Source organism: Streptomyces sp. NPDC052225 (assembly GCF_040679615.1).
GTDB lineage: Bacteria > Actinomycetota > Actinomycetes > Streptomycetales > Streptomycetaceae > Streptomyces.
In genome coordinates this window covers 178,325-201,499 of record NZ_JBFAVD010000004.1, presented here as the reverse complement: position 1 = coordinate 201,499, position 23,175 = coordinate 178,325, and the positions used below count along the sequence as shown (strand labels likewise).

General features: G+C 71.5%; 20 protein-coding genes. 3 read left to right on the top strand and 17 right to left on the bottom strand.

Features of this window, described 5'->3' with window-relative positions; all coding sequences use genetic code 11:
* Positions 1 to 5 precede the first annotated feature (5 nt).
* From AB0L37_RS08600 to AB0L37_RS08580, 5 genes are all read right to left on the bottom strand, one after another.
* Positions 6 to 1,418 (bottom strand): 2Fe-2S iron-sulfur cluster-binding protein, encoded by a 1,413-nt coding sequence (locus AB0L37_RS08600; RefSeq protein ID WP_365501770.1) that lies wholly within the window; start codon positions 1,416 to 1,418, stop codon positions 6 to 8.
* The gene (locus AB0L37_RS08595; protein ID WP_365501768.1) at positions 1,415 to 2,311 is read right to left on the bottom strand and encodes an FAD binding domain-containing protein; all 897 of its coding nucleotides are present in this window, start codon (positions 2,309 to 2,311) and stop codon (positions 1,415 to 1,417) included. The genes AB0L37_RS08600 and AB0L37_RS08595 overlap by 4 nt, the downstream gene beginning before the upstream one ends.
* Positions 2,312 to 2,670: 359 nt before the next feature.
* A complete protein-coding gene (locus tag AB0L37_RS08590; protein ID WP_365502109.1) occupies positions 2,671 to 4,287 on the bottom strand; it encodes a beta-N-acetylhexosaminidase in 1,617 nt (538 codons plus the stop codon).
* A 157-nt stretch (positions 4,288 to 4,444) separates the two neighbouring features.
* A complete protein-coding gene (locus AB0L37_RS08585) occupies positions 4,445 to 4,735 on the bottom strand; it encodes a DUF3039 domain-containing protein (protein ID WP_255976123.1) in 291 nt (96 codons plus the stop codon).
* A 42-nt stretch (positions 4,736 to 4,777) separates the two neighbouring features.
* Entirely contained in the window at positions 4,778 to 5,347 is a 570-nt protein-coding gene (locus tag AB0L37_RS08580; protein ID WP_365501765.1) for a YqgE/AlgH family protein, read from the bottom strand.
* 253 nt (positions 5,348 to 5,600) lie between these two features.
* On the opposite strand from AB0L37_RS08580, the gene murA reads away from it, so the two are divergent.
* Positions 5,601 to 6,941, top strand: coding sequence for a UDP-N-acetylglucosamine 1-carboxyvinyltransferase (gene murA / locus AB0L37_RS08575; protein WP_255976127.1), 1,341 nt, complete (start codon positions 5,601 to 5,603; stop codon positions 6,939 to 6,941).
* An 89-nt stretch (positions 6,942 to 7,030) separates the two neighbouring features.
* Complete coding sequence (locus AB0L37_RS08570) at positions 7,031 to 7,663, top strand: HAD family phosphatase (protein ID WP_365501763.1); 633 nt, start codon at positions 7,031 to 7,033, stop codon at positions 7,661 to 7,663.
* A gap of 199 nt (positions 7,664 to 7,862) precedes the next feature.
* Here the strand turns inward: AB0L37_RS08570 and AB0L37_RS08565 are convergent, their stop codons facing one another.
* From AB0L37_RS08565 to AB0L37_RS08535, 7 genes are all read right to left on the bottom strand, one after another.
* A complete protein-coding gene (locus tag AB0L37_RS08565) occupies positions 7,863 to 8,144 on the bottom strand; it encodes an HU family DNA-binding protein (RefSeq protein ID WP_016645140.1) in 282 nt (93 codons plus the stop codon).
* Positions 8,145 to 8,443: 299 nt separating this feature from the next.
* Positions 8,444 to 9,877 carry an NAD-dependent malic enzyme gene (locus tag AB0L37_RS08560; protein WP_365501761.1) on the bottom strand — a complete coding sequence of 478 codons (1,434 nt, stop codon included), beginning with the start codon at positions 9,875 to 9,877 and terminating at the stop codon, positions 8,444 to 8,446.
* 337 nt (positions 9,878 to 10,214) lie between these two features.
* Positions 10,215 to 12,554 (bottom strand): UvrD-helicase domain-containing protein, encoded by a 2,340-nt coding sequence (locus AB0L37_RS08555; protein WP_365502107.1) that lies wholly within the window; start codon positions 12,552 to 12,554, stop codon positions 10,215 to 10,217.
* A 143-nt stretch (positions 12,555 to 12,697) separates the two neighbouring features.
* A complete protein-coding gene (locus AB0L37_RS08550) occupies positions 12,698 to 13,489 on the bottom strand; it encodes a zf-HC2 domain-containing protein (protein ID WP_365501759.1) in 792 nt (263 codons plus the stop codon).
* Entirely contained in the window at positions 13,486 to 14,061 is a 576-nt protein-coding gene (locus AB0L37_RS08545) for a sigma-70 family RNA polymerase sigma factor (RefSeq protein WP_338697072.1), read from the bottom strand. Before AB0L37_RS08545 ends, AB0L37_RS08550 begins: the two co-directional genes overlap by 4 nt.
* Before the next feature lie 118 nt (positions 14,062 to 14,179).
* Positions 14,180 to 14,788: an ABATE domain-containing protein gene (locus AB0L37_RS08540; protein ID WP_365501756.1), complete on the bottom strand. Its 609-nt coding sequence runs from the start codon at positions 14,786 to 14,788 to the stop codon at positions 14,180 to 14,182.
* Between the two features lie 25 nt (positions 14,789 to 14,813).
* Entirely contained in the window at positions 14,814 to 15,356 is a 543-nt protein-coding gene (locus AB0L37_RS08535; protein WP_365501754.1) for a GNAT family protein, read from the bottom strand.
* Between the two features lie 94 nt (positions 15,357 to 15,450).
* Between AB0L37_RS08535 and AB0L37_RS08530 the strand changes: the two genes are divergently transcribed.
* Entirely contained in the window at positions 15,451 to 15,957 is a 507-nt protein-coding gene (locus AB0L37_RS08530) for an anthrone oxygenase family protein (RefSeq protein WP_365501752.1), read from the top strand.
* A 12-nt stretch (positions 15,958 to 15,969) separates the two neighbouring features.
* On the opposite strand, the gene AB0L37_RS08525 is transcribed toward AB0L37_RS08530, so the two are convergent.
* The 5 genes from AB0L37_RS08525 to AB0L37_RS08505 all read right to left on the bottom strand — a co-directional run bounded on the left by AB0L37_RS08525 (position 15,970) and on the right by AB0L37_RS08505 (position 23,143).
* The gene (locus AB0L37_RS08525) at positions 15,970 to 17,127 is read right to left on the bottom strand and encodes a uroporphyrinogen-III synthase (RefSeq protein ID WP_365501750.1); all 1,158 of its coding nucleotides are present in this window, start codon (positions 17,125 to 17,127) and stop codon (positions 15,970 to 15,972) included.
* Positions 17,128 to 17,253: 126 nt separating this feature from the next.
* Positions 17,254 to 18,603, bottom strand: a complete 1,350-nt coding sequence (locus AB0L37_RS08520; RefSeq protein WP_365501748.1) for a nitrate/nitrite transporter — start codon at positions 18,601 to 18,603, stop codon at positions 17,254 to 17,256.
* Between the two features lie 185 nt (positions 18,604 to 18,788).
* Positions 18,789 to 20,180 (bottom strand): acyltransferase, encoded by a 1,392-nt coding sequence (locus AB0L37_RS08515; RefSeq protein WP_365501746.1) that lies wholly within the window; start codon positions 20,178 to 20,180, stop codon positions 18,789 to 18,791.
* Complete coding sequence (locus AB0L37_RS08510) at positions 20,177 to 22,360, bottom strand: glycosyltransferase (protein WP_365501744.1); 2,184 nt, start codon at positions 22,358 to 22,360, stop codon at positions 20,177 to 20,179. Before AB0L37_RS08510 ends, AB0L37_RS08515 begins: the two co-directional genes overlap by 4 nt.
* The gene (locus tag AB0L37_RS08505) at positions 22,361 to 23,143 is read right to left on the bottom strand and encodes a hypothetical protein (RefSeq protein ID WP_365501742.1); all 783 of its coding nucleotides are present in this window, start codon (positions 23,141 to 23,143) and stop codon (positions 22,361 to 22,363) included.
* Positions 23,144 to 23,175 lie beyond the last annotated feature (32 nt).

The following is a 23,175-nucleotide window of genomic DNA, read 5'->3' as shown; positions in this document are numbered from 1 at the left end:
GGTCGTCACGCCTGGCCTCCGTCCTGGAACAGCTCACCATGGGCCGGTCCCGCCTGGTGCGGAATGCGGAGCTCGTCGTCGGCCGGCTCCGCCGCGTCGTCGGCGGACGCCTTCCGCTCGGCCGACACCTGGCGCACCGCGTCGAGCACGCCGCGGTAGCCGGAGCAGCGGCAGAGGTTGCCGCACAGGGCCTGCCGGGTCTCGAGGTCGGTGGGGTTCGGGTTCCCCTCCAGCAGGTCGTGGACGGTCATCGCCATGCCGGGGACGCAGAATCCGCACTGGACGGCGCCGCACGCGGCCAGCGCGCGCTGCACGTCCGAGGGCTGTCCGTCCTCGGCCAGGCCCTCGACCGTACGGACTTCGCTGCCTGCCGCGGTCGCCGACGGTACGAGGCAGGAGGCGACGAGGCGGCCGTCCACCTGGACGTTGCACGCGCCGCACTCGCCCTGCGAGCAGCCGTCCTTGGCGCCCGCGAGGCCGAGCCGCTCGCGCAGCACGTACAGGAGCGACTCGCCGATCCAGGCGTCGGTGACGGGGCGGTCGGTGCCGTTCACGCGCAGGACGTAGCTGACGAGGGGGTGGTCGTCGTGGAGCGGGAGGGCGGCGGAGGGGTCGGGCGCGGTCTCCGTGACCTCGGCGGCTTCGGCGGCCTCGGCTTCATCCGTGCCCTCAGCGGCGTCAGCGCCCTCAGCAGGCGCTTCGGCATCTTCGGTGGAGTCCGCGGGCTCAGCGGGTTCGGGGACCCCGGCAGCCGCCTCGACCGGCTCGGGTACGGCCGCCTCGACCGGGTCGGGTACGACCTCCGCGACCGGCTCGGGTACGACCTCCGCGACCGGCTCGGGTTCCGGCTCCGAAGGCGCCTCGGCGGCCTCCGGCTGTGCCCACGGCTCCGACGCCCACGGCGCGGGCGCGCCGCCCGGCAGCGTGGGCGGCGGCGTCCGGTCGCCCCACTGCGCGGCGAGCGACGACTGCGTGAACTCGCCCGATTCGTCCGGGAGATCACCGTTCGCCACGGGGATCGACCACTGCCCGGTCTGCCCGGGACCCGCCTGGTACGCGCCCTCGTGGCGCGGCTCTTCGTACGGCTCTTCGTACGGCTCCTGGTTCGCCACGGGCCAGCTGACGGGCGCCGCGCCGACCTGCGACGCGTCACCGCCCGCGCCCGAGGCGGGGGCGATCAGGTCCTGCGGCAGCACCCACACGCCGGTCGCCGCGGGGTCGGTCGCGGCGGCACCCGTGGCCGGGCTCACCGTCATCTGCGGCGGTACGTAGCCGTGGCCGGGCGCGGCGAGCGGTGCCGCGTCCGGGAAGCCCTCGGGCGGCAGCTGTACGAAGGCCGTGGCGTCGGAGTCGTACTCGCCCTGGGGCAGCGGCTTCCAGCCGTCCGCCCCCGGGGCACCGGTACCGGGGTTCGTCACGACAGCGCCCTCCCAAGTGCACGTCGGGCCAGCACGGCGACGGTGCGCCGCAGATGCAGTACGGCGGACGGCAGCGGCTGCTGCGTGCCGTCCGGTGCGGGGGCCGGGTCGGGGATGCAGGCCGCGGCGACGTACTCGCCGAACGCCTGGAGCGCCTCCGGCACCAGCGCCCCGCGCTCGCCGTCCCAGTCGATGAGCGAGGCCACCCACTGCTCGGCCTCCAGGGGCCGCAGCGGCATCGGCGCGATGGCGCCGACGGCGCAGCGCACCCCGCGCCTGGCCGGGTCGAGGACGAGCGCGACGGACGCCGTGGCCCGGCCGGGGCCGGTGCGTCCCGTCGCCTTCAGGAAGACCTGCGGCGCGTGCAGCAGCGGCACGCGGACGAAGCCGATCAGCTCGCCGGGGCGCAGCATCTCCATGCCGGCCAGCAGGTGCGAGACGGGCACCTCGCGGCGCGCGCCGCCCTGCCCCGCGATGATCAACGTGGCTTCCAGGGCGGCCAGCACGGGCAGCGTGTCGTTGGTCGGCGCGGCGGAGGCGATGTTGCCGCCGAGGGTGCCCGCGTTGCGGATCTGCGGCGGGCCCGCGGCGCGCGAGGCTGCCGCGAGGGCGGGGATGAGCGCGGCGAAGTCGGGGCGGCCCATCCGCGCGTGCGTGAGTCCGGCGCCGAGCAGCGCGTGCCCGTCCTGGTACTGCCAGCCGCGGATCTCGCTGATGCGGCCGAGGCCGACGAGCGCCGCGGGACGGAGTTGACCCGCGTTGACCTGGGCCATGAGGTCGGTGCCTCCGGCCACGGGCACGGCCGCGGGCATGGCGGCAAGCGCCGCGACGGCCTCGTCCAGCGAACCCGGAAGTACCGCGGCCTGTGTCGCCTGCGGTGCGTGCGTGGTCAAACCGGCTGCCCCTTCCCGATGTCCGGCCGCGTGGGCCGACGCCCCGGCGATCTCCGCGTGGTCTGCCGCGTGAGAGCCGTTACCGCCGTTACGCCTGTTCCGCCGTACGGTACGTGCTGACAGGCCGGACGTGGCAACTCTGGCACATCTTCCCGCGTGCCCGGCGAGGGGGTCCGGTAGGAGACATTCGCCCCTTCCACCTGGGAGATGACCGATATCCCACCACTTCGCCGGTGCGCGGGAATTGGCACTCTTCGGCGACATATGAGCGACGTAGGGATGGCATAAGGACTGCTCATTCCGGGTGGGCGGCGCGTCCCCGCGGAGCCCCGCAGGAACACGCCGTGCGCACCCCCGGCTCACACGTTCGGGGGTGCCCCTTCGATCGGGCGTCCGAGCACCCCGGGTCGCCGCTGCCACGGCAACGGGCCACCCGGCGGCCGGTAGTCGACGCCCAGCGCGTCAAGTCGCCGGTAGTGAACGGTCATTCGGCGCTCGAAGTCCGCGAAGTCGCGCGCCCGCGGCGCGGGCAGCTCGCTCCACGCCACCTCGCTGAAGGCCGAGAGCCGGGGGAACGCCTGGTAGTCGACGCGCTGCGCGCTCTCCATCACCTCGGTCCACAGGTTGGCCTGGGTGCCGAGCACGTGCCGCGCCTCGTCCTCGGTGAGCTGCGGCGGGACGGGCTCGAAACGGTAGACGTCCTCCAGCGTGCGCACGTAACCGATCGGCACCGGCTCGTCCTCGCCGGGTGCCTGCCGGTGGTCCAAGTACACCTGCTGCTCTGGGCACATGACGACGTCGTGTCCTGCCTTGGCCGCGGTGATGCCGCCCCGGTAGCCGCGCCACGACGACACGGCGGCGCCGGGCGCGAGGCCGCCCTCCAGGATCTCGTCCCAGCCGACGAGGCGCCGCCCGCGCTCGCTCAGCCAGGTGTCGAAGTGCCTGATGAACCAGGACTGCAGCTCGTCCTCGTCCGCCAACCCCAGCTCCTTGATACGGGCTTGGGCGGTCGGCGACTGCTTCCACTGGTCCTTGGGGCACTCGTCGCCGCCCACGTGGATGAACGTGGACGGGAACAGGTCGAGGAGCTCCTCGAAGACGCCCTCGTAGAAGCGGAGGGTGTTGTCAGTGGGGGCGAGTACGTTCGGATTGACGCCCCAGGTGTCCCAGACGGGGAGGGAAGTGGTGTCGATGACATCGGAGTTGCCGAGTTCCGGATACGCGGCGATGGCGGCCTGCGAGTGGCCCGGCAGGTCGATCTCGGGGACGACCGCGATATGCCGGGCGTGGGCGTAGGCGACGATCTCGCGGATGTCGTCCTGGGTGTAGAAGCCGCCGTGCGGCTTGTCCTCCCACAGAGGGGAGGCGCGGTGGCCGAACTTGGTGCGCGCACGCCAGGATCCGGTCTCCGTCAGCTTCGGGTACCGCTTGATCTCGACGCGCCAGCCCTGGTCGTCGGTGAGGTGGAAGTGGAAGACGTTGAGCTTGTGGGCGGCGAGGAGGTCGAGGTAGCGCAGCACGCCGTCCTTCGGCATGAAGTGCCGTGAGACGTCGAGCATCGTGCCGCGCCACCGGAAGCGCGGGGCGTCGTCGACGGTGACGTACGGCAGGGTCCACACACGGCCGGGGCCGAGCGGCGCCCTGCGGTACGCGTCGGGGCCCAGGAGCTGGCGCAGCGTCTGCGCGCCCCAGAAGACACCGGCCGGGGCGCCTCCCGCGATGTCGACACCGTCGGCGGTGACGCTCAGCCGGTACGCCTCCGCGTCGAGCGCCGGATCGACGCGCAGCCGTATGACACCGTCCGGGCCACCGGCGTCCTGCGGCGGCAGCTCAAGACCGGTCGCCGCGCCGAGTGTCGCGCGCAGCCACCGCGCGGTGTCCCGGGTGCCCTCCCCCGCCGCGATCCCCGTGCCGTCGCCGAGCACGAACGAGCCACTCCCCCACGCCACTTGGCGGGGCGCCGGAACGAGACCCATCTCACCGAGACCGCTCACGTCAGTCACGTCACTCCTCAATCGCTCGCCGAGAACCGCTGCACGAGAACCGCTGTACGAGAATCGCTGTACGGGAAAGGCCCCCGGCGTGCGCGATCGCACACCAGGGGCCTCGCATCGGAAACCAGAGCTGCCAGAGCTACTTCTTGCCGCCGTCCTTGCCGCCGTCCTTGTCGCCACCGGCGCCCATGGACTCGTAGATCTCCTTGCACATCGGACAGACGGGGTACTTCTTCGGGTCCCGGCCCGGCACCCACACCTTGCCGCAGAGCGCGACGACAGGCGTGCCGTCCAGGGCGCTCGCCATGATCTTGTCCTTCTGGACATAGTGGGCGAAGCGCTCGTGGTCGCCGTCGCCGTGCGACGTCTGCGGCGTCGGCTCTACGAGGGTCCCCGTACCTGTCCCGCGCTCGGGCTCAAGAGTGCTCATAACCGCCAAGGGTACTTAAGCCCGCGCGCGAGGCGAAGAGTCTCAGTTGAGCGAGGGGTCGTCCGCGTAGGTGGCCACCATCGCCAGCTCGCTGCGCTGGCGACGCAGGACCGCCCGCCACAGCCCCTCGGGGCGGGTCGCGGAGACGTCGCCGGGCTCGGACTCGACGACGTACCAGGCACCGTCGGTCAGCTCGCCCTCCAGCTGCCCCGGGCCCCATCCGGAGTACCCGGCGAAGATCCGCAGCGAGCCGAGGGCCGCGGCGAGCAGTTCCGGCGGGGTCTCCAGGTCGACGAGGCCGATCGCGCCGTGCACCCGGCGCCAGCCGAGCGGCGCGGCGTCCGTGGAGTCGCCGGGGATGACCGCGACACCGAGCGCCGAGTCGAGCGAGACGGGGCCGCCCTGGAAGACGACGCCGGGTTCGCCGGCGAGATCGCCCCAGCCCTCCAGGATGTCGCCGACGTCCACCGGGGTGGGCCGGTTGAGGACGACGCCGAGCGAGCCCTCCTCGTCGTGGTCGAGGAGCAGCACGACAGCACGGTTGAAATTCGGGTCCGCGAGAGCGGGTGTGGCCACGAGCAGCCGCCCTGTGAGCGAGGACACCTCGGTCATGCGAGACATGATCCCGCATCTTCCCGCCGTACGGGGAGGCAAGCGCGACAACCGCGTGAACGCAGCTCAGCGGGCGGACAAGCGGAATGGCCCGGACCTACGGGCCGGTCACCCCATGTGCCCGATTCGGAACGGTTCGTGTTGTAGCGAAGTCATGACGGTTCCAGACCCTCCTCGGGCTTACGGAACAGGGGGAGGCGGCCCTTACCCTTGTCCCTTGGCCCCCTGCCCATCTCATCGGAACGCGAGATTCATGACCGTCACCGACGATGTCCTGCTTGTCCACGGCGGAACCCCGCTGGAGGGCGAGATCCGTGTCCGCGGCGCGAAGAACCTCGTGCCCAAGGCCATGGTCGCCGCGCTGCTCGGCAGCGCTCCGAGCCGGCTGCGCAACGTCCCCGACATCCGCGACGTCCGTGTCGTACGCGGACTGCTCCAGCTGCACGGGGTGACGGTCCGCCCGGGCGAGGAGCCGGGCGAGCTGGTCATGGACCCGTCGCACGTGGAGTCGGCGAACGTGGCCGACATCGACGCGCACGCGGGCTCCTCGCGCATCCCGATCCTGCTGTGCGGCCCGCTCCTGCACCGCCTCGGTCACGCGTTCATCCCGGGCCTGGGCGGCTGCGACATCGGCGGCCGGCCGATCGACTTCCACTTCGAGGTGCTCCGCCAGTTCGGCGCGACGATCGAGAAGCGCGCGGACGGCCAGTACCTGGAGGCCCCGCAGCGCCTGCGCGGCACCAAGATCCGCCTGCCGTACCCCTCCGTGGGCGCCACCGAGCAGGTCCTGCTCACGGCCGTCCTCGCCGAGGGCGTCACGGAGCTCTCGAACGCGGCCGTGGAGCCGGAGATCGAGGACCTGATCTGCGTCCTTCAGAAAATGGGCGCGATCATCGCGATGGACACCGACCGCACCATCCGCATCACGGGTGTCGACAAGCTCGGCGGCTACACGCACCGCGCGCTCTCCGACCGTCTGGAGGCCGCCTCCTGGGCCTCGGCGGCGCTCGCGACCGAGGGCAACATCTACGTGCGCGGCGCGCAGCAGCGCTCGATGATGACGTTCCTCAACACGTACCGGAAGGTCGGCGGCGCCTTCGAGATCGACGACGAGGGCATCCGCTTCTGGCACCCGGGCGGCCAGTTGAAGTCCATCGCGCTGGAGACGGACGTCCACCCCGGCTTCCAGACGGACTGGCAGCAGCCGCTCGTCGTGGCCCTCACGCAGGCGACCGGCCTGTCGATCGTCCACGAGACGGTCTACGAGTCCCGCCTCGGCTTCACCTCCGCGCTGAACCAGATGGGCGCGCACATCCAGCTCTACCGCGAGTGCCTCGGCGGTTCCGACTGCCGGTTCGGGCAGCGCAACTTCCTGCACTCGGCGGTCGTTTCGGGCCCGACCAAGCTGGAGGGCGCCGACCTGGTCATCCCCGACCTGCGCGGCGGCTTCTCGTACCTGATCGCGGCGCTGGCCGCGCAGGGCACGTCCCGCGTGCACGGCATCGACCTGATCAACCGCGGTTACGAGAACTTCATGGAGAAGCTCGTCGAACTCGGCGCGAAGGTTGAGCTTCCGGGGAAGGCGCTGGGCTAAGCGCCGCTTGTCTTCCGTACGTTGACGGGGCCGCCGGGACGATCCGGCGGCCCCGTCGCCGTACCGCCCGAAAGAGCCTGAGAGTTCACGTGATCCGTCTTCCCCGCCCCGCCGCCCTGCTGACCGACATGGACGGCACGCTCGTCGACACGGAGCGGGCGTGGCTCGCCGTGGTGGGCCGTTTCACCGGCTCCCCGGCCGGGCTCGACGCGTTCGCGGGTCTGACGATCGCGGACGCGGCGCTGCGCTGCGTCGACGAGGGGCTCACGGCGTCGTCGTACGAGGACGCCTGCGCCTGGCTCGACCGGGAGTTCACCGCGGCCGTGGCCGCCGGTGTGCGGGTGCAGCCGGGCGCGCTGCGACTGTTGGACGGGGCGCGGGCGCTGGGCGTCCCTGTGGCCCTTGTGACGGCTTCTGAGCGGCATGTGGCGGAACAGGTCGTCAAAGTCCTCGGCGTGGAACGGTTCGCGGCGCTCGTGACGAACGGCGACACGGAGCGCGGCAAGCCGCATCCCGACCCGTATCTGAGGGCGGCTCAGCTGCTCGGTGCGGCTCCGCAGGAGTGTCTGGCGGCCGAGGACACGCCCACGGGGGCCGCGGCGGCGCTCTCCGCGGGGTGCCGGTTGCTGGCGGTCCCGTCGGTTGCGGGGATCGCGCCCGGGCCGCGTACGACGGTCGTGGCTTCCTTGGAGGACGTCACGCTGGCGCGTCTGCCGGCTTGACGGCTCACGGGCGCCCGCGGGCCGGCGGGGGCTGGTCGCGCAGTTCCCCGCGCCCCTGAAATGCAGACGCTTCGCGTCGCATTTCCCCTACGAAGGCTGCGCGCAGCGCATGCCGACCCGCACCCGCCGACGCGACAGCACCCCGCACACGCGAAAGCGGCCCCCCGGAGACCCGGAGGACCGCTTTCTCGCCTAAGACTTACTTGCCCTTGGCGGCTTCCTTGAGCTTCGAGCCCGCGGAGACCTTCACGCTGTAACCGGCCGGGATGTTGATCGGCTCGCCGGTCTGCGGGTTACGGGCGGTGCGAGCGGCACGGTGGGTGCGCTCGAAGGTCAGGAAGCCGGGGATGGTGACCTTCTCGTCGCCCTTGGCAACGATCTCGCCGACGGTCTCGGCGAACGCGGCCAGCACGGCGTCGGCGTCCTTGCGAGTCACCTCGGCGCGGTCGGCCAGCGCGGCCACCAGCTCACTGCGGTTCATGTTTGTACTCCCGTGTTCTTCTTGCCGTTGAGGCGTGCCACGCGGACAGGCCGCGTGTTGGGCAACAGCGAAGCCGATGCTGCCAGGGTCTCGGTCAGGCCCAGGACCCGGGTCCGTCGTCCAGACCCTCGCGCCCGAAGACGCATCCTGCCCCCACCAGCGGCGGTAAAGCCAATCCGGTACCCCTCGGGGTCACACGGACGGCGCCACCACCGGGGGCGGGACGGCCCTAGGGGGGCCTGCTTCCCGGCCACCCTAGAGGGCCCGGAAGGGCCCCGCATTCCGCGACGCGCCGGGCCTCAGGCGGTCGTGGTCCCCGTCACAACGACTCCGGCGGCCTTCGCCGCGGTGCGCACGGCACCGGCGACGGCGCCCGCGACCTTGTCGTTGAAGACGCTCGGAATGATGTAGTTCGGGTTGAGCTCGTCCTCGCTCACCACGTCGGCCAGGGCGGTCGCCGCGGCCAGCATCATCTCCGTGTTGACCGTACGCGACTGGGCGTCGAGCAGGCCACGGAAGACGCCCGGGAAGACGAGGACGTTGTTGATCTGGTTCGGGAAGTCGGAGCGGCCCGTGGCCACGACGGCCGCCGTCTGACGGGCGATCGCGGGGTCGACCTCGGGGTCCGGGTTCGCGAGCGCGAACACGATGGCGCCCTCGGCCATGGCCGCGACGTCGTCGCCGTTCAGCACGTTCGGGGCCGAGACGCCGATGAAGACGTCCGCGCCGACGACCGCTTCCTTGAGCGTGCCGGTCAGGCCCTCGGGGTTGGTGTTGTCCGCGATCCAGCGCAGCGGCGAGTCGGTGTCGGCGTCGACCAGGTCCTCGCGGTCGGCGTGCACGACGCCGTGGATGTCGGCCACCACCGCGTTCTTGACGCCCGCCGCGAGGAGCAGCTTGAGGATGGCGGTACCGGCCGCGCCGGCGCCCGACATGACGACCCGGATGTCGCCAATTGCCTTGTTCGTGACGCGAAGTGCGTTGGTCAGGGCGGCGAGGACGACGATCGCGGTGCCGTGCTGGTCGTCGTGGAAGACGGGGATGTCGAGGGCCTCGCGCAGCCGGGCCTCGATCTCGAAGCAGCGCGGCGCGGAGATGTCCTCGAGGTTGATGCCCGCGAAGCCGGGGGCGATCGCCTTGACGATCTCGACGATGGCGTCCGTGTCCTGGGTGTCCAGGCAGATCGGCCAGGCGTCGATGTCGGCGAAGCGCTTGAAGAGGGCGGCCTTGCCCTCCATGACCGGCATGGCGGCCATCGGGCCGATGTTGCCGAGGCCGAGGACCGCGGAGCCGTCCGTCACGACCGCAACCGTGTTGCGCTTGATCGTGAGGCGGCGGGCGTCCTCGGGGTTCTCGGCGATCGCCATGCAGACGCGGGCCACACCCGGCGTGTAGACCATGGACAGGTCGTCACGGTTGCGGATGGGGTGCTTGGACTGCATCTCGATCTTGCCGCCGAGGTGCATGAGGAACGTACGGTCGGAGACCTTGCCGAGCGTCACACCCTCGATGCCGCGCAGTTCCTCGACGATCTCGTCCGCGTGGGACGTCGAGGAGGCCGCGATCGTGACGTCGATCCGGAGCTTCTCGTGGCCGGAAGCGGTGACGTCGAGGCCGGTCACCGAGCCTCCGGAGGACTCCACGGCGGTGGTGAGCTGCGATACGGCGGTTCCGCTCGCGGGCACCTCCAACCGGACCGTCATCGAGTAGGAGACGCTGGGCGCCGTTGCCATGGCCGACTTCCTCTGCTTTCACCGTGTAGCTGTTGCCGTCCGATGGTCGCACCTACCGGTGAGTACGTGGTAGCCGCATCGGATTTTGAACCTTACGTTCATCCAGCTATGAGAACCGTTTTTGGAAACTTACTTCCACCATACGAGAAGTAGCGGGAAACAGAAAGAGGCCCACGTCACTTCTGTGACGTGGGCCTCTCTCGTACGTCTATGACACCGACCCGCCATGCTCGCCTCGCGGCAAGTGGTCCCTCTGAGGGACGAAGGTTGGGCCCGGGGGCTTGGATCGAGCCGGTGCCGTCATCAACGGTAACACCGGACCCGGGGGAGGCAAGGGTCAGTCGCGCAGCAGGTCCGGCACCCCGTTCGCGTCCGGTTCGTCACGGTCCGCGGAGACCACCGTGAGCTGCTGCGTCGCGCGCGTGAGCGCCACGTACAGGACGCGCAGACCGGCCGGCGATTCGTCCGCGATCTCGGCCGGGGAGACCACGATCGAGGCGTCGTACTCCAGACCCTTGGCTTCGAGGGAGCCGAGCGGGACGACGCGCTCGCCGAGCCCGGCGAGCCAACGGGCCGCCTCCGCGCGCCGGTTCATCGCCACGACGACGCCGACCGTGCCGTCGACCCGGTCGAGCAGCCGCGCCGCCTCCTCGCGGACGGTGTCGCCCATCCTGTCCCGTACGACGGTGAAGCGCGGCTCGACGCCCGTCGAGCGGACGGCGGACGGGGACTTCGAGCCGGGCATCGCGAGCGCGAGGACCTTCGCCGCGAGGTCCGCGATCTCCGACGGGTTGCGGTAGTTGACGGTCAGCTCGAAACGGCGCCGGGGACGGCTGCCGAGCGCCTCGTCGCGGGCCTCGGCCGCCTCGTCCGGCGTCGACCACGAGGACTGCGCCGGGTCGCCGACGATCGTCCACGTCGCGTGCCGGCCGCGGCGGCCCACCATCCGCCACTGCATGGGCGTGAGGTCCTGTGCCTCGTCGACGATGACGTGCGCGTACTCCGTGCGCTCCTGCGCGAGCCGCTCGGCGCGCTCGTACTGCGTCTCCTCGCGTACGGGCATCAGCTCCTCCAGGCCGGAGAGCTGGTCGAGCGGGTCGTACGCGCGCTTCTTCTTCGGGCGGGCCGGGGTGCCGAGGACGGCGTTCAGCTCGTCGAGGAGGGCGACGTCGTGGACGGAGAGCGCGTCGCGCTTGAGGGAGCGTGCCAGCTTGCGGACCTCGCCCGGGTTCAGGACGCGGCGCGCCCAGCGGCCGAGGCGCCGCTCGTCGGCCATCGCGGACAGGACGGCGCGGGGCGTCAGCTCCGGCCACCACGCGTCGAGGAAGTGGATGAACGCGTCCTCCGACGTGACGTCCTCGTCGAAGGAGGAGCGCAGTTCGGCGGCGAGCTCCGGGTCGGAGTGCCGGGTGCCCGCGCCCGACTGGTTCCACAGCGCGTCCAGCAGGAGCCTGCGGGCGCGCGGGCGCAGGTGGTTGACGGGGGCGGTGCCGCTCAGCGCCGTCTGCCGGATCCGGTTCAGCTCGCCCGCGTCCAGCTCCAGGCGGCGGCCGAAGGCGACGACGCGCAGCCGGGTGGGGGTCTCCTCCGGTGCGGAGGGCGCCTCACCGCCCTCGTCGTCGAAGGTCAGCTGGTCCTGGTCCTGCGCGGGCCGCGCCGGGCGCCCGGATTCGAGCGCGCCCCTGGCCGCCCTGCGCAGCACGGTCAGCATCCGCGAGGAGCCCTTGATGCGGGCCACGGCGGGGCTGTCGTACTCGGTGGCCTCGGCCCCGTCGACGAGCGAGCCGACCGCGCGGATCGCGACCTGGCCCTCCTCGCCGAGGGACGGCAGCACGCCCTCGGTGTACGCGACGAGCAGCGGGGTCGGCGAGACGATGAGGATGCCGCCCGCGTAGCGCCGCCGGTCCTGGTAGAGCAGGTATGCGGCGCGGTGCAGGGCGACGGCCGTCTTGCCGGTGCCGGGGCCGCCCTCCACGTACGTCACGGAGGCGGCGGGCGCGCGGATGACGAGGTCCTGCTCGGCCTGGATGGACGCCACGATGTCGCGCATGGTGTGGCTGCGGGCCTGGCCGAGGGCGGCCATGAGCGCGCCGTCGCCGATGGCCGGCAGCTGCGTACCGTCGAGGTAGGCGGTCAGCTCGGGGCGCATCAGGTCGTCCTCGACGCCGAGGACCTTGCGGCCCTTGGAGCGGATGACGCGACGGCGTACGACGCGGCCGGGGTCGACCGGGGTCGAGCGGTAGAACGGCGCGGCGGCGGGCGCGCGCCAGTCGATGACGAGCGGCGAGTAGTCCGCGTCGAGGACGCCGATGCGGCCGATGTGCAGGGTCTCGGCGATGTCGGCCGTGTTGTCGTCGCGGACGGCGCCCTCGGCCGGCTCGACGGCGGTGTACGCGCCGTCGGGGCCCTTCTTGCCGTCCTTGCCGAGCAGCAGGTCGATGCGGCCGAACAGGAAGTCCTCGAACTCGTTGTTGAGACGGTTGAGGTGGATGCCCGCGCGGAACACCTGCGCGTCGCGCTCGGCGAGGGCGCCGGGCGTGCCGACCTGGCCGCGCTTGGCGGCGTCGTCCATCAGGAACTCCGCCTCGTGGATCTTCTCCTCGAGACGGCGGTACACGGCGTCGAGATGGTCCTGTTCGACGCCGATCTCACGGTCGCGGACGGAGTCCGCGCTCATGGTGTCCGAGATGTTCGAGACTTCCGAGTTCACCGCTGAATCGTGCTGAGCCTGAGCGGCCACCGGGCCCCCTTCTGACGTGCTGGGCAGCCGTCAAAGGTACGCGAAAGGGGGCCCCGGAAGCTACGTACGGAGCGTCACGGCTACGCGTTCACCTCCACGAGCCGCTTTCCGTCGAGCGTCTCGACCTCGAAGTGGTCGATCTCGTCGCGCTCGAAGGCCGCGCCGCCGTGCACGTACAGCGGGTAGGTGGCGCTCTCGTGCGGGCTGTCCGTGATGCCGTAGCCCCACTTCGGGACGGCCCACGTGGTGACCGTCTCGCGCTCGCCGTTCTTGCCGACGGCGATGAGGGAGCACTTCAGCGGGCCCTTGACGTTCTTCAGCTCCAGGGCGGTGTGCGTGCCCCACGCCTTCTTCTCCATGCCGATGGTCGCGGTGACCTTCGTCGTGGCGTCGGTCGCGTGCACCTTGTCGGGCATGTGGTGGAAGAAGGCGTCCTGGGCGGGGCTGGTGGGGTGCGGCTCCGCGACGGTGCCGGTGCCGCCGTCGTCGGTGACCGCCATGACCGTCAGCGGGCCGCCGATGATCAGCGCGGCGGCTGCCGCCACCAGGTACATGCCGCGGCGGCGCTTCCGGGTCCGCTTGCGCGCGACCTCGTCGACCAGGGACTCCGCGAGGCGCGGGCTCGGCCGGGCCGCGAGGGCTGCGCCGATGTGCGGCGTGCCGCGCTCGGGCGGCAGGTCGGCGAGCGCGGCGAGCATCGGCTCCATGCCCGCGAACTCCTCCAGGTGCCGCGCGCACGCCACGCACGTCGCCAGGTGGGCCTCGAACGCGCTCGCCTCGGCGTCGTCGAGGATGCCGAGCGCGTACGCGCCGACCGTCTCGTGCACGTCACCTGTCGGATCCGTCGGCTCGTGCCCGTACGTCGATGTCATGCCGTCACCCCCCGCTCCTCCAACGCCAGCTTCATCGAACGGAGCGCGTAGAAGACACGGGAGCGCACCGTTCCGCTGGGGATGCCGAGCGTCTCGGCCGCCTCATTGACCGTACGCCCTTTGAAGTAGGTCTCCACCAGCACTTCGCGGTGGGCCGGGGAGAGGTCCTCCAGGGCATCGGAGAGGGTCATCAGCCACAGCGCCTTGTCGATCTCGTCCTCCGCGGGGATGACCTCCAGCGGCGACGCGTCGACCTCCTGCGGCCGGGCCTGCCGGCTGCGGTGGCCGTCGATGACGATGCGTCGGGCGACCGTCACCAGCCAGGGGCGTACCGAACCGGTCGCTCGGTTGAGCTGGCCGGCGTTCTTCCAGGCACGGATGAGCGTTTCCTGGACGACATCCTCGGCGCGCTGCCGGTCCCCCGCCACCAGCCGGAGCACATAGGCCAGAAGCGGTCGCGCGTGCTCGGCGTAGAGCGCGCGCATCAGCTCCTCGTCCGGCTCGGGCGGCCGGGGCGCACGATGTCGGGCCCGGGGCGGGCGTTCATCGGCCACGGCGGAATCCTTGCGCACGCCTACCTCCGGTGTCCCCACTTCGACGTTTCGCCCTGACGCCTCTTGCTCCTTGGCTCATGGGAGAGATACGGAAGTGAACGCGCCGGTGTTCAAAGGGGGTTCGACGTGTCGTAGGTCACGCCCGGGCCAGCGCCGCCCTGCGCCGGTGCCGGGCGACCCGTTCGCGGTTGCCGCACACCTCGCTGGAGCACCAGCGGCGGCGGCGCCCGCGGGACGTGTCCAGGTACAGGAGCGGGCAGTTGTCGCCCTCGCACTGGCGCAGGCAGCCGCGGGCGGCCGGGTCGGTGAGCAGGTCGACGGCGTCGCGGGCCACGGCGGCGAGCAGCGCCGGGCAGCCCGGCTCGGCCTGCAAGGACCGTACGAGGGTGCCCTCGGCGGTGCGGACGGCGCAGGGCGCGGGCGGGGCCGCGCGGGCGAGCAGGTTGACGCGTTCGAGGGCGGCCGGGGCGGGGCGGCCGGCGAGTTCACCGCGGACCAACTGGGCGATGTGGCCGCGCAGTTCACGGAAGGCGGCGAGCCAGGCGGGGGTGATGGTGGGGGGCGCGGCGCCGGCCGGGACGAGCCGGGCGCCGACGAGCCAGGCGCTCAGCCGGTCGGGGGACGTGAGGCGTTCGTCGGGGTGCGCGGTGGCGACCAGGTCCAGGCAGAGACGTCCGGAGTCGAACCGCAGCTCATGAAGAGCGGAGTGAGGGGGGAGGGGGAACTCTGTGGGTACTGCTGCCATGTTCTCTACAGTGCCCGCCCTGGCCCTACTTGGGAATGTGGGCGGGAGGATCGTCGTGCAGGAGGCGCTGGAACAGGACGTGGTCGCGCCAGGCGCCGTTGATGTGGAGGTAGTTCGGGGCGAGGCCGTACTCGGTGAAGCCGCACTTGGCGAGGACGCGCTGGGACGCCGTGTTGTCGGTGAGGGTGCCCGCCTCGACGCGGTGCAGGCCGAGTTCGTCGCGGGCGGCGCGGCACACCTCCTCGACGGCGGCGGGGATCAGGCCGCGGCCGCGGTAGTCGCCGTCGACCCAGTAGCCGAGGTTCGCGCTGCACAGCGGGCCGAGCGCGATGCCGCTGAGCGCGAGCCGCCCGACGACCTGCCCGTCCGCCGCCTTGTCGAACAGCAGCCAGGTCGCGCCGTTGTCCTCCGAGATGCGGGCCGCCTGCGTCTCGGCCGTATAGAAGTCGGGCCCGCGGTACGGCTCGATGGACCGCAGGTGGTCGACGTTGCGCAGGTGCGCTGCGGCGAGGGCGGCGGCGTCGGCGACCGTGGCGCGGCGCAACTCGATGTCGGCGGCGATCAGCATGTCCGTACGGTACGCGGATGCGCGTGGACGCTCGCTTATGGGGGTGCGCGGCTCGACGATGTCGGGGCGCGCGGCCCGCGGGTTGACTGAGGGCATGACGAAGACGACGCGGTACACGGGTGGGGTGTTGGGAGCGGCCACGGTCGCCACGGGGCTGATAGCCGGCTCCTTCTATGTGTTCGGGTGCGCGGTGATGCCGGCCCTGGCACGCAGCGGCGACCGTACGTACATCGAGGTGATGCAGAACATCAACGACGTGATCCAGAACCCGGTGTTCCTGCTGGTGTTCATGGGCGCGCTGCCGCTGACCGGCCTCGCGGCGTGGTGGACCCGACGCCAACAGGGCCTGCGATTCTGGGTGTTGGCGGCGTTCGTGGCCTACGCGCTGGCGTTCGTCGTGACGTCGGCGGTGAACGTCCCGCTCAACGACGCCCTGGCCGCGGCCGGCGACCCGGCCCGTATCGCGGACCCGGCCCGCGTACGGGACCGCTTCGAGGGGCCGTGGGTGGCGTGGAACGTGGCGCGGGCGGTGCTGTGCACCGTGGCGACGGGGTGCCTGGTGCGGGCGACGGTGGGGTGGGCGCGGCGGGGCGCACGGTGACGCCCGACGCCCTCACGAATCCGCGTACTTGGCGTCCGACGCGGGGTCGAGCGCAAGCCGGTACCCCCGCTTCACCACTGTCTGGATCAGCTTCGGGGCGCCCAGGGACGAGCGCAGACGGGCCATCGCCGTCTCCACCGCGTGCTCGTCGCGGCCCGCTCCCGGCAGCGCGCGCAGCAGATCGGCGCGGGCCACGACCCAGCCCGGCCGTCGCGACAGCGCACGCAGCAGCGACATCCCGGCGGGCGGTACGGGCCGCAGCGCCCCGTCGACCAGGACCGCGTGGCCCCGGATCTCCACCCGGTGGCCGGCTATCGGCAACGTACGGGCGCGGCCGGGCAGTTCCCTGCACAGCAGCTGGACCAGCGGGCCGAGCCGGAAGCGCTCCGGCTGCACCGTCTCCACGCCGCGCGCCTGCAGCGGCAGGGCCGTCACCGGTCCCACGCAGGCAGGCATGACGTCGTGGTTGAGGGCCGCGAGCAGCTCGGGCAGCAGGCCCCGCTCCTCGGCCCGGTTCAGCAGCGACGCGGCGGCCGGCGCGGACGTGAACGTCAGCGCGTCCACCCCCCGCGACACCGTGGCGTCCAGGAGCCGGTCCATCGGGCCTATGTCCTCGGGCGGCATCCACCGGTAGACGGGCACGCCGACCACTTCGGCGCCCGCCTCCCGCAGCGCCTCCACGAACCCGGGCAGCGGCTCGCCGTGCAGCTGCACCGCCACGCGCCGCCCCTGCACCCCCTCGGCGAGCAGCCGCTCCAGGACCTCCGCCATCGACTCCGAGGACGGCGACCACTCCTCGGTCAGGCCCGCGGCGCGCACCGCGCCCTTGACCTTGGGCCCGCGCGCGAGGAGCTCGACGCCGCGCAGCCGGGCGATCAGGGCCTCCCCCAGGCCCCAGCCGTCGGCCGCCTCGACCCAGCCGCGGAACCCGATGGCGGTCGTGGCGACCACCACGTCGGGGGCATGGTCGATCAACTCCTTGGTCGCGGCGAGGAGTTCGCTGTCGTCGGCGAGCGGCACGATCCGCAGGGCGGGCGCGTGCAGCACCGAGGCACCGCGCCGCTGGAGCAGCGCGCCCAGCTCATCGGCCCGGCGGGCGGCGGTCACGCCCACGGTGAAGCCCGCGAGCGGCCCGTGGTCCGGGCTTACGGTCTGCTGCTGTTCGTACATCTGGTTCTCGTCCCGGTCGACGGTCGTCCCGTTACGCCGTGGTGGAGCGTGGCGTCGTCCGAGCCTGTCAACGCTCCGTGACAGGCCCGGATCAACGTGATTGCGTCGGTGTTACGTGCTCCGGTCTCACACTTCCGCGTAGCTGAGCTGCGGCTTCGCTTCGGCCGTCGGTGCGGCCACGGAACGTGCGGCCGAACGGCGAAGGTATACGGCCCACGTCACCGCGAAGCACACCGCGTAGAAGACGAGGAAGGAGACGAAGGCACCCGTTCCGCTGCCGGAGGTCTGGAAGGACTGCCGGAAGGCCAGGTTGATGCCCAGCCCGCCGAGTGCCCCGACCGCGCCGATCAGCCCCATCGACGCCCCGGAGAGCCGGCGCCCGTACGCGGCCGCGTCCTCCCCCGTGAGGCCCTTGGCCAGCGCCTTCTGCTGGAAGATGCCCGGGATCATCTTGTACGTGGACCCGTTGCCGAGCCCGCTCAGGACGAACACCACGATGAACGCGACGGTGAACAGGGCGAGCGACTTCTGCACCGAGGCGAGGATCACGACGCCCGTGGCGACGGCCATGCCGACGAAGTTCCACAGCGTGATGCGCGCGCCACCGTACCGGTCGGCGAGCTTGCCGCCCACGGGACGGATCAGCGAGCCGAGCAGCGGGCCGATGAAGGTGACACCGGCCGCCTGGAGCGGCGTACGGCCGAACTGGGTCTGCAGGACGAGGCCGAAGGCGAACGAGTACCCGATGAAGGAACCGAAGGTGCCGATGTACAGGAACGACATGATCCAGGTGTGCGCGTCGCGCGCCGCGTCCTTCGCCGCTCCGGTGTCGTTCTTGACGGTCGCCAGGTTGTCCATGAACAGCGAGGCGCAGAGCGCCGAGACGAGGATCAGCGGGATGTAGATGCCGAGCAGGACGCGCGGGCCGCCGTTCGCGCCGATGACGGCGAGCGCGACGAGCTGGATGACGGGGACACCGATGTTGCCGCCGCCCGCGTTCAGACCGAGCGCCCAGCCCTTCTGCCGCAGCGGGAAGAAGGAGTTGATGTTGGTCATGGAGGAGGCGAAGTTACCGCCGCCGACACCGGTCAGGGCCGCGCACACCATGAAGGTGGTGTACGAGGTTCCCGGCTCCATCACCACGAACGCGGCGATGGACGGAACCAGCAGCATGCTCGCCGAGATGACCGTCCAGTTGCGGCCGCCGAAGACGGCCACGGCGAACGTGTAGGGCACGCGGGCGAAGGCGCCGACGAGGGTGGCCATCGAGACGAGGAAGAACTTCCCCGCCGGGTCGATGCCGTACTCGGGTCCCATGAACAGGACCATGACCGACCACAGGGTCCAGATGGAGAACCCGATGTGCTCGGACAGGATGGAGAAGAGCAGGTTGCGCCGGGCGGTCTTCGCGCCTGTCTCCTCCCAGAACGCCTCGTTCTCGGGATCCCACTGTTCGATCCAGCTCCGGCCGGCCATCTGACGCCTCCAGGTCACGGTTCACTGCTGATGCGACCGAAGGTAGGGAGGCCAAATTTCCGGACTGTGGCGGGGAGTGACCGCCGGGGAACGTTGTCTTCACCTGACAGGCAGGCGGGTGGTGAGGCCCGGGGGCGGGGTTGACGCGGCGCAGCCTCAGCGGCGCCCCCGGGTTCCCTCAGCCGTCAGGAGTGGCGGGACTTCTTGCGCCCCTTGCGCGAACCGTCCGGCCACAGGCGCGGCGAGCGCTTCGCGGCGAGGTCCTCGATCCAGCCCGTGCCCACGATCGCGAGCGCGATCAGCGGCCAGACGAGCACGAACATCCAGATCATGTACGTGGAGTCGAGCGCCCCGCTCCAGCGCGCGTTCTCCATGAACGGCAGGTTGTACGCGAGGTCGATGATCGGCACCGTCGCCATGATCAGCATGTTGTGCCAGAGGTAGATCGTCACGGCGCGGTTGTTGGAGAGCGTGACGAGCTTGTCCCACTTGGCGAGCTTCCCGGGCAGCTCCTGCCAGGACGGCGAGTACTGGAGCAGGATCACGACGAAGCCGAAGGACCAGGTGGCCTGGGCCAGCGGGATGTCGTTCAGGTCCCAGCCGTCCGGGCCGAGGTGGCCGGTCGCCCACCACAGGCCGAAGGCCATGACGAGCGCGGCGCAGGAGACGGCCAGATAGCGCGGGATCTTCTTCAGGACGCCCTCGTGGTGGGCGAAGCCGAGCACCCAGCAGCTGCCGTAGACGGCGAAGTCGGTGACCGCGTTGCCCGTCTCGCCGGGGATGGTGACCAGGCCCGTGCCGACGATCGCGGTGAGGCCGAGCGGCGCGAGCAGCGTCGCCCACGGCACCTTGCGGAACGCCCACAGCAGCAGCGGCGAGGCGATCACGAACCACAGGTAGGCGCGCAGGTACCAGAGCGGGCCGGCGGCCTGGGCGGGCCAGGTGGTGTCGAGCAGGCCGCCGTCGCTGCCGATGTGCCACGGGTAGGTGGGGGCACCGATCGGGACGATGTAGTTGAGCAGGCTGATCCAGCCCCACGTGCCGCCGTTGTCGGGGTCCTTGCCCGGGTTCCAGCCGCTGGCGAAGAGCATGCCGAGGACGACGACGCCGAAGCCCCACATGGGCGGCAGCAGGCGCCGGACGCGGCCGCGGATCACGCCGATCGCGGGGCGGCTCAGCGAGCGCGCCATCAGCGACCCGGCGAGCGCGAACATCACGCCCATGGAGGGGAACAGGACCGTCAGCCAGGCCCAGCCGAAGAGGTGGTAGACGACGACGCGGACCAGCGCGATGGAGCGCAGCAGGTCGAGGTAGCGGTCGCGGCCCGGCTTCTTGGGCGCGGCCTTCGCCTGGGGCAGCGGGCTCGTGGCGTCCGCCGGCCGCGTCTGCGGCGGCACTTCGGCCAGGCGCGTGGTCACGTCCGGCGCGGCGGTCTGCGGCCAGGCGGAGGTGGCGGGCGCGGCCGGGGGCCACTGCGCCTGCTCCTGCCCGCCGAACCAATCGCCGTTGCCCGGCGTCCCGTCGGAGCCGTACGAGCCGTTCGCCCGGTCGTAACCGTCGTAAGGGGGCTGCGTCATGCCACCGGCCTCCTGTCGTCGTGGGAGACCGAGGACGTCCGCTGGTGCGGCAGGCCGCCCGGGGCGGCTCCCACCGCTCCGGTGCGGCGCAGCTTCTGCCAGCGCAGCCGGCCGCCGGTGAGCGCGGTGATCCAGGACTGGAGCAGCACGACGTACATCAGCTGCCGGTACAGGAGCTGCTGGAGCGGGAGGGATATCAGGTGCGTCATGCGTTCCTTGTCGAGCCGGAAGGCGTACGCCGCACAGACCACCTGGATCGCGAGCACGCCGAACCAGGCGATGACCGTCTTCTGGGTGGGGCCGAACACCACTCCGTAGAGCAGGAAGATGTCGATGAGCGGCGCGAGCAGCGGCGCGAGGACCATGAAGAGGGAGACGAGCGGGAGGCCGACGCGGCCGAAGCGGCCGGACGGGCCGCGCTCGACGAGGGCGCGGCGGTGCTTCCAGATCGCCTGCATGGTGCCGTACGACCAGCGGTAGCGCTGCGACCACAGCTGCTGCACGGACTCCGGGGCCTCGGTCCAGGCGCGGGCCTTCTCCGCGTAGACGACGCGCCAGCCCTGGCGGTGCAGCGCCATCGTGACGTCGGTGTCCTCGGCGAGGGTGTCGTCGCTCATGCCGCCGATGGGCTCCAGGGCGCTGCGCCGGAAGGCTCCGACGGCGCCGGGGATCGTCGGCATGCAGCGCAGGATGTCGTACATGCGGCGGTCGAGGTTGAAGCCCATCACGTACTCGATGTGCTGCCAGGCGCCGATCAGGGAGTCCCTGTTGCCGACCTTCGCGTTGCCCGCGACGGCGCCGACGCGCGGGTCGCCGAACGGCTGGACCAGCTCGCGGACGGTGGCCGGTTCGAAGACGGTGTCGCCGTCCATCATCACGACGAGGTCGAACCGGGCGTTGGCCAGGCCCCGGTTGAGGGCGGCGGGCTTGCCCGCGTTGTGCTGGCGGACCACGCGGACGTTCGGCAGCCGCATGTTCTCGACGATGCGAGCCGTGCCGTCGGTGGAGCCGTCGTCGATGACGATGATCTCGATGGGGTGCTCGCTGAGCATCAGCGAACGCACCGTGTTCTCGATGCACTTGGCTTCGTTGTAGGCCGGGACCAGGACCGAGACGGGCTCGGTGACCGGCGGCCCCCACGCGAAGTTCCTCTTGCGCACCCGGCGCGCGTGCGCCGCGGACAGGATCAGCATCAGGCCGAAGCGGCCCATGACGAGGACGCCGATGACGGCGAGCCCGGCGACCAGGACGCCCGTGATGTTCTCCGACGCCTGGACCGCGTAGATCCAGGCCTTGCCCTTCCACAGCTCCACGCCGGTGACGGGCGTGTGGGCGCTGTTCATGTCCATGGCCTCGGTGAGGTTCATGAACCGGTAGCCCTGCCCCTGGAGGCCGGGCAGGAAGCGGTCGAGGGCGGCGACGGTCTGCGAGCGGTTGCCGCCGGAGTCGTGCATGAGGACGATCGCGCCCTTGCCGCCGTGCGGCGTCGCGCGCTTGATGATCTCGTCGACGCCGGGGCGCTTCCAGTCCTCGCTGTCGGTGTTGTTGACGACGGTGATGTAGCCGCGCGAGCCGATGTACTTGGTCACCGGCCACGACTTGTCGTCCATGGCGTCGGCGAACGAGGAGTACGGCGGCCGGAACAGGGAGGTGCGCACGCCCGCCGCGCCCTCCAGGGCCAGCTGGTTCTGCGACAGCTCCCAGTCGATCCGCTTGGACGACTGGTAGGAGAGGTCGGGGTGGTTGAAGGTGTGCAGGCCGACCTCGTGCCCCTCCTCGACCATGCGGTGGACCAGGTCGGGGTAGCGCGAGGCCATGGTGCCGGTGACGAAGAAGACGGCGTGCGCGTGGTGTTCCTTGAGGACGTCGAGGACCTTCGGGGTCCACTCCGGGTCCGGCCCGTCGTCGAAGGTGAGCACCAGCTTGTGGTCGCCGATGGAGCGGCTGGTCTCCTGGCCCCCGCGGGTGTCGATGACCGGGCCGCCGTCGAGGATCTTCTGCGGGACCTTGTCGGTGGCCGCCTCCGGCTGGATGCGGTGGTCGGCCATGATCTCGCTGTGCACATAGCCGCGGAGCATGAGCATCGCGACCATCGCCACGAGCAGCAGGGCGGGCAGCAGATAGCGCAGGGGGAAGCGGCGCTTGGGGGCGGCGCCCCGGCGTCGTGAGCGGTCGGACATTTACAGGACGCTGCTTTCGAAGGACGCGTCGGACACGGTCGGCGGCTCGCCGCTCGGGCTCGGGTCGCTCTGGTCTACGGGCAGGGACGCGCCGTCGGCGACGGTGTCGGTACCGCCGCCCGCGGGCGGGTCGGTCGTCGGGTCGACGGGCGGGTCGGTGGTCGGGTCGACCGGCGGGTCGGTGGTCGGCTCGACCGGCGGCGTCGTCTTGACGGGCGGCGTGGTCTTGTCCGGCGGCGGGGTCGTCGTACCGCTCGTGGGCTTGCCGGACTCGGTGGTGCTGTCGCCGGGCTTGCCCGACTCGCCCGCGCCGGCGCCCGGCGACGCCGATCCGCTCGGGTCGGCCGTCCCGCTCGCGCCGGACGCGCTGCCGGAGGCGCTCGGGTCGGGGGTGCCGCCCGGCGACGTCGACGGGGTCGCCTCGTCGGCCGGCAGCGTGGGTTTGGTGTCGACCGTGCTGGATCTGCCCTTGTCCTCGGGGGCCATGGGCAGCCAGGGCGCGCTCGAGTTGCCCGAAAGGAGGGTGACCACGATGACGACGGCGTAGACCGCGCAGGCGATGCCGACGGCCACACCGGCCCGCCGGAATCTGCGGCTGCGCCGCCCCGAGTCGTCGACGAAGACAGGGACTTCCTTGTCGTCCCCGCTCGCCTGATCTTCCCCCGTGTGCCCGCCGGCCCCGAGGAGGTCCCCCAACTGGCGCCCCGCGCCGTCGAGTTGGACCGTCACCTCGTTCGGGTCATGGGTATGACCCGCCGACGCGTCTTCTCGCCAGTTCTCCACCGTACGCACATCCCCCCAAGGACATGATCGTG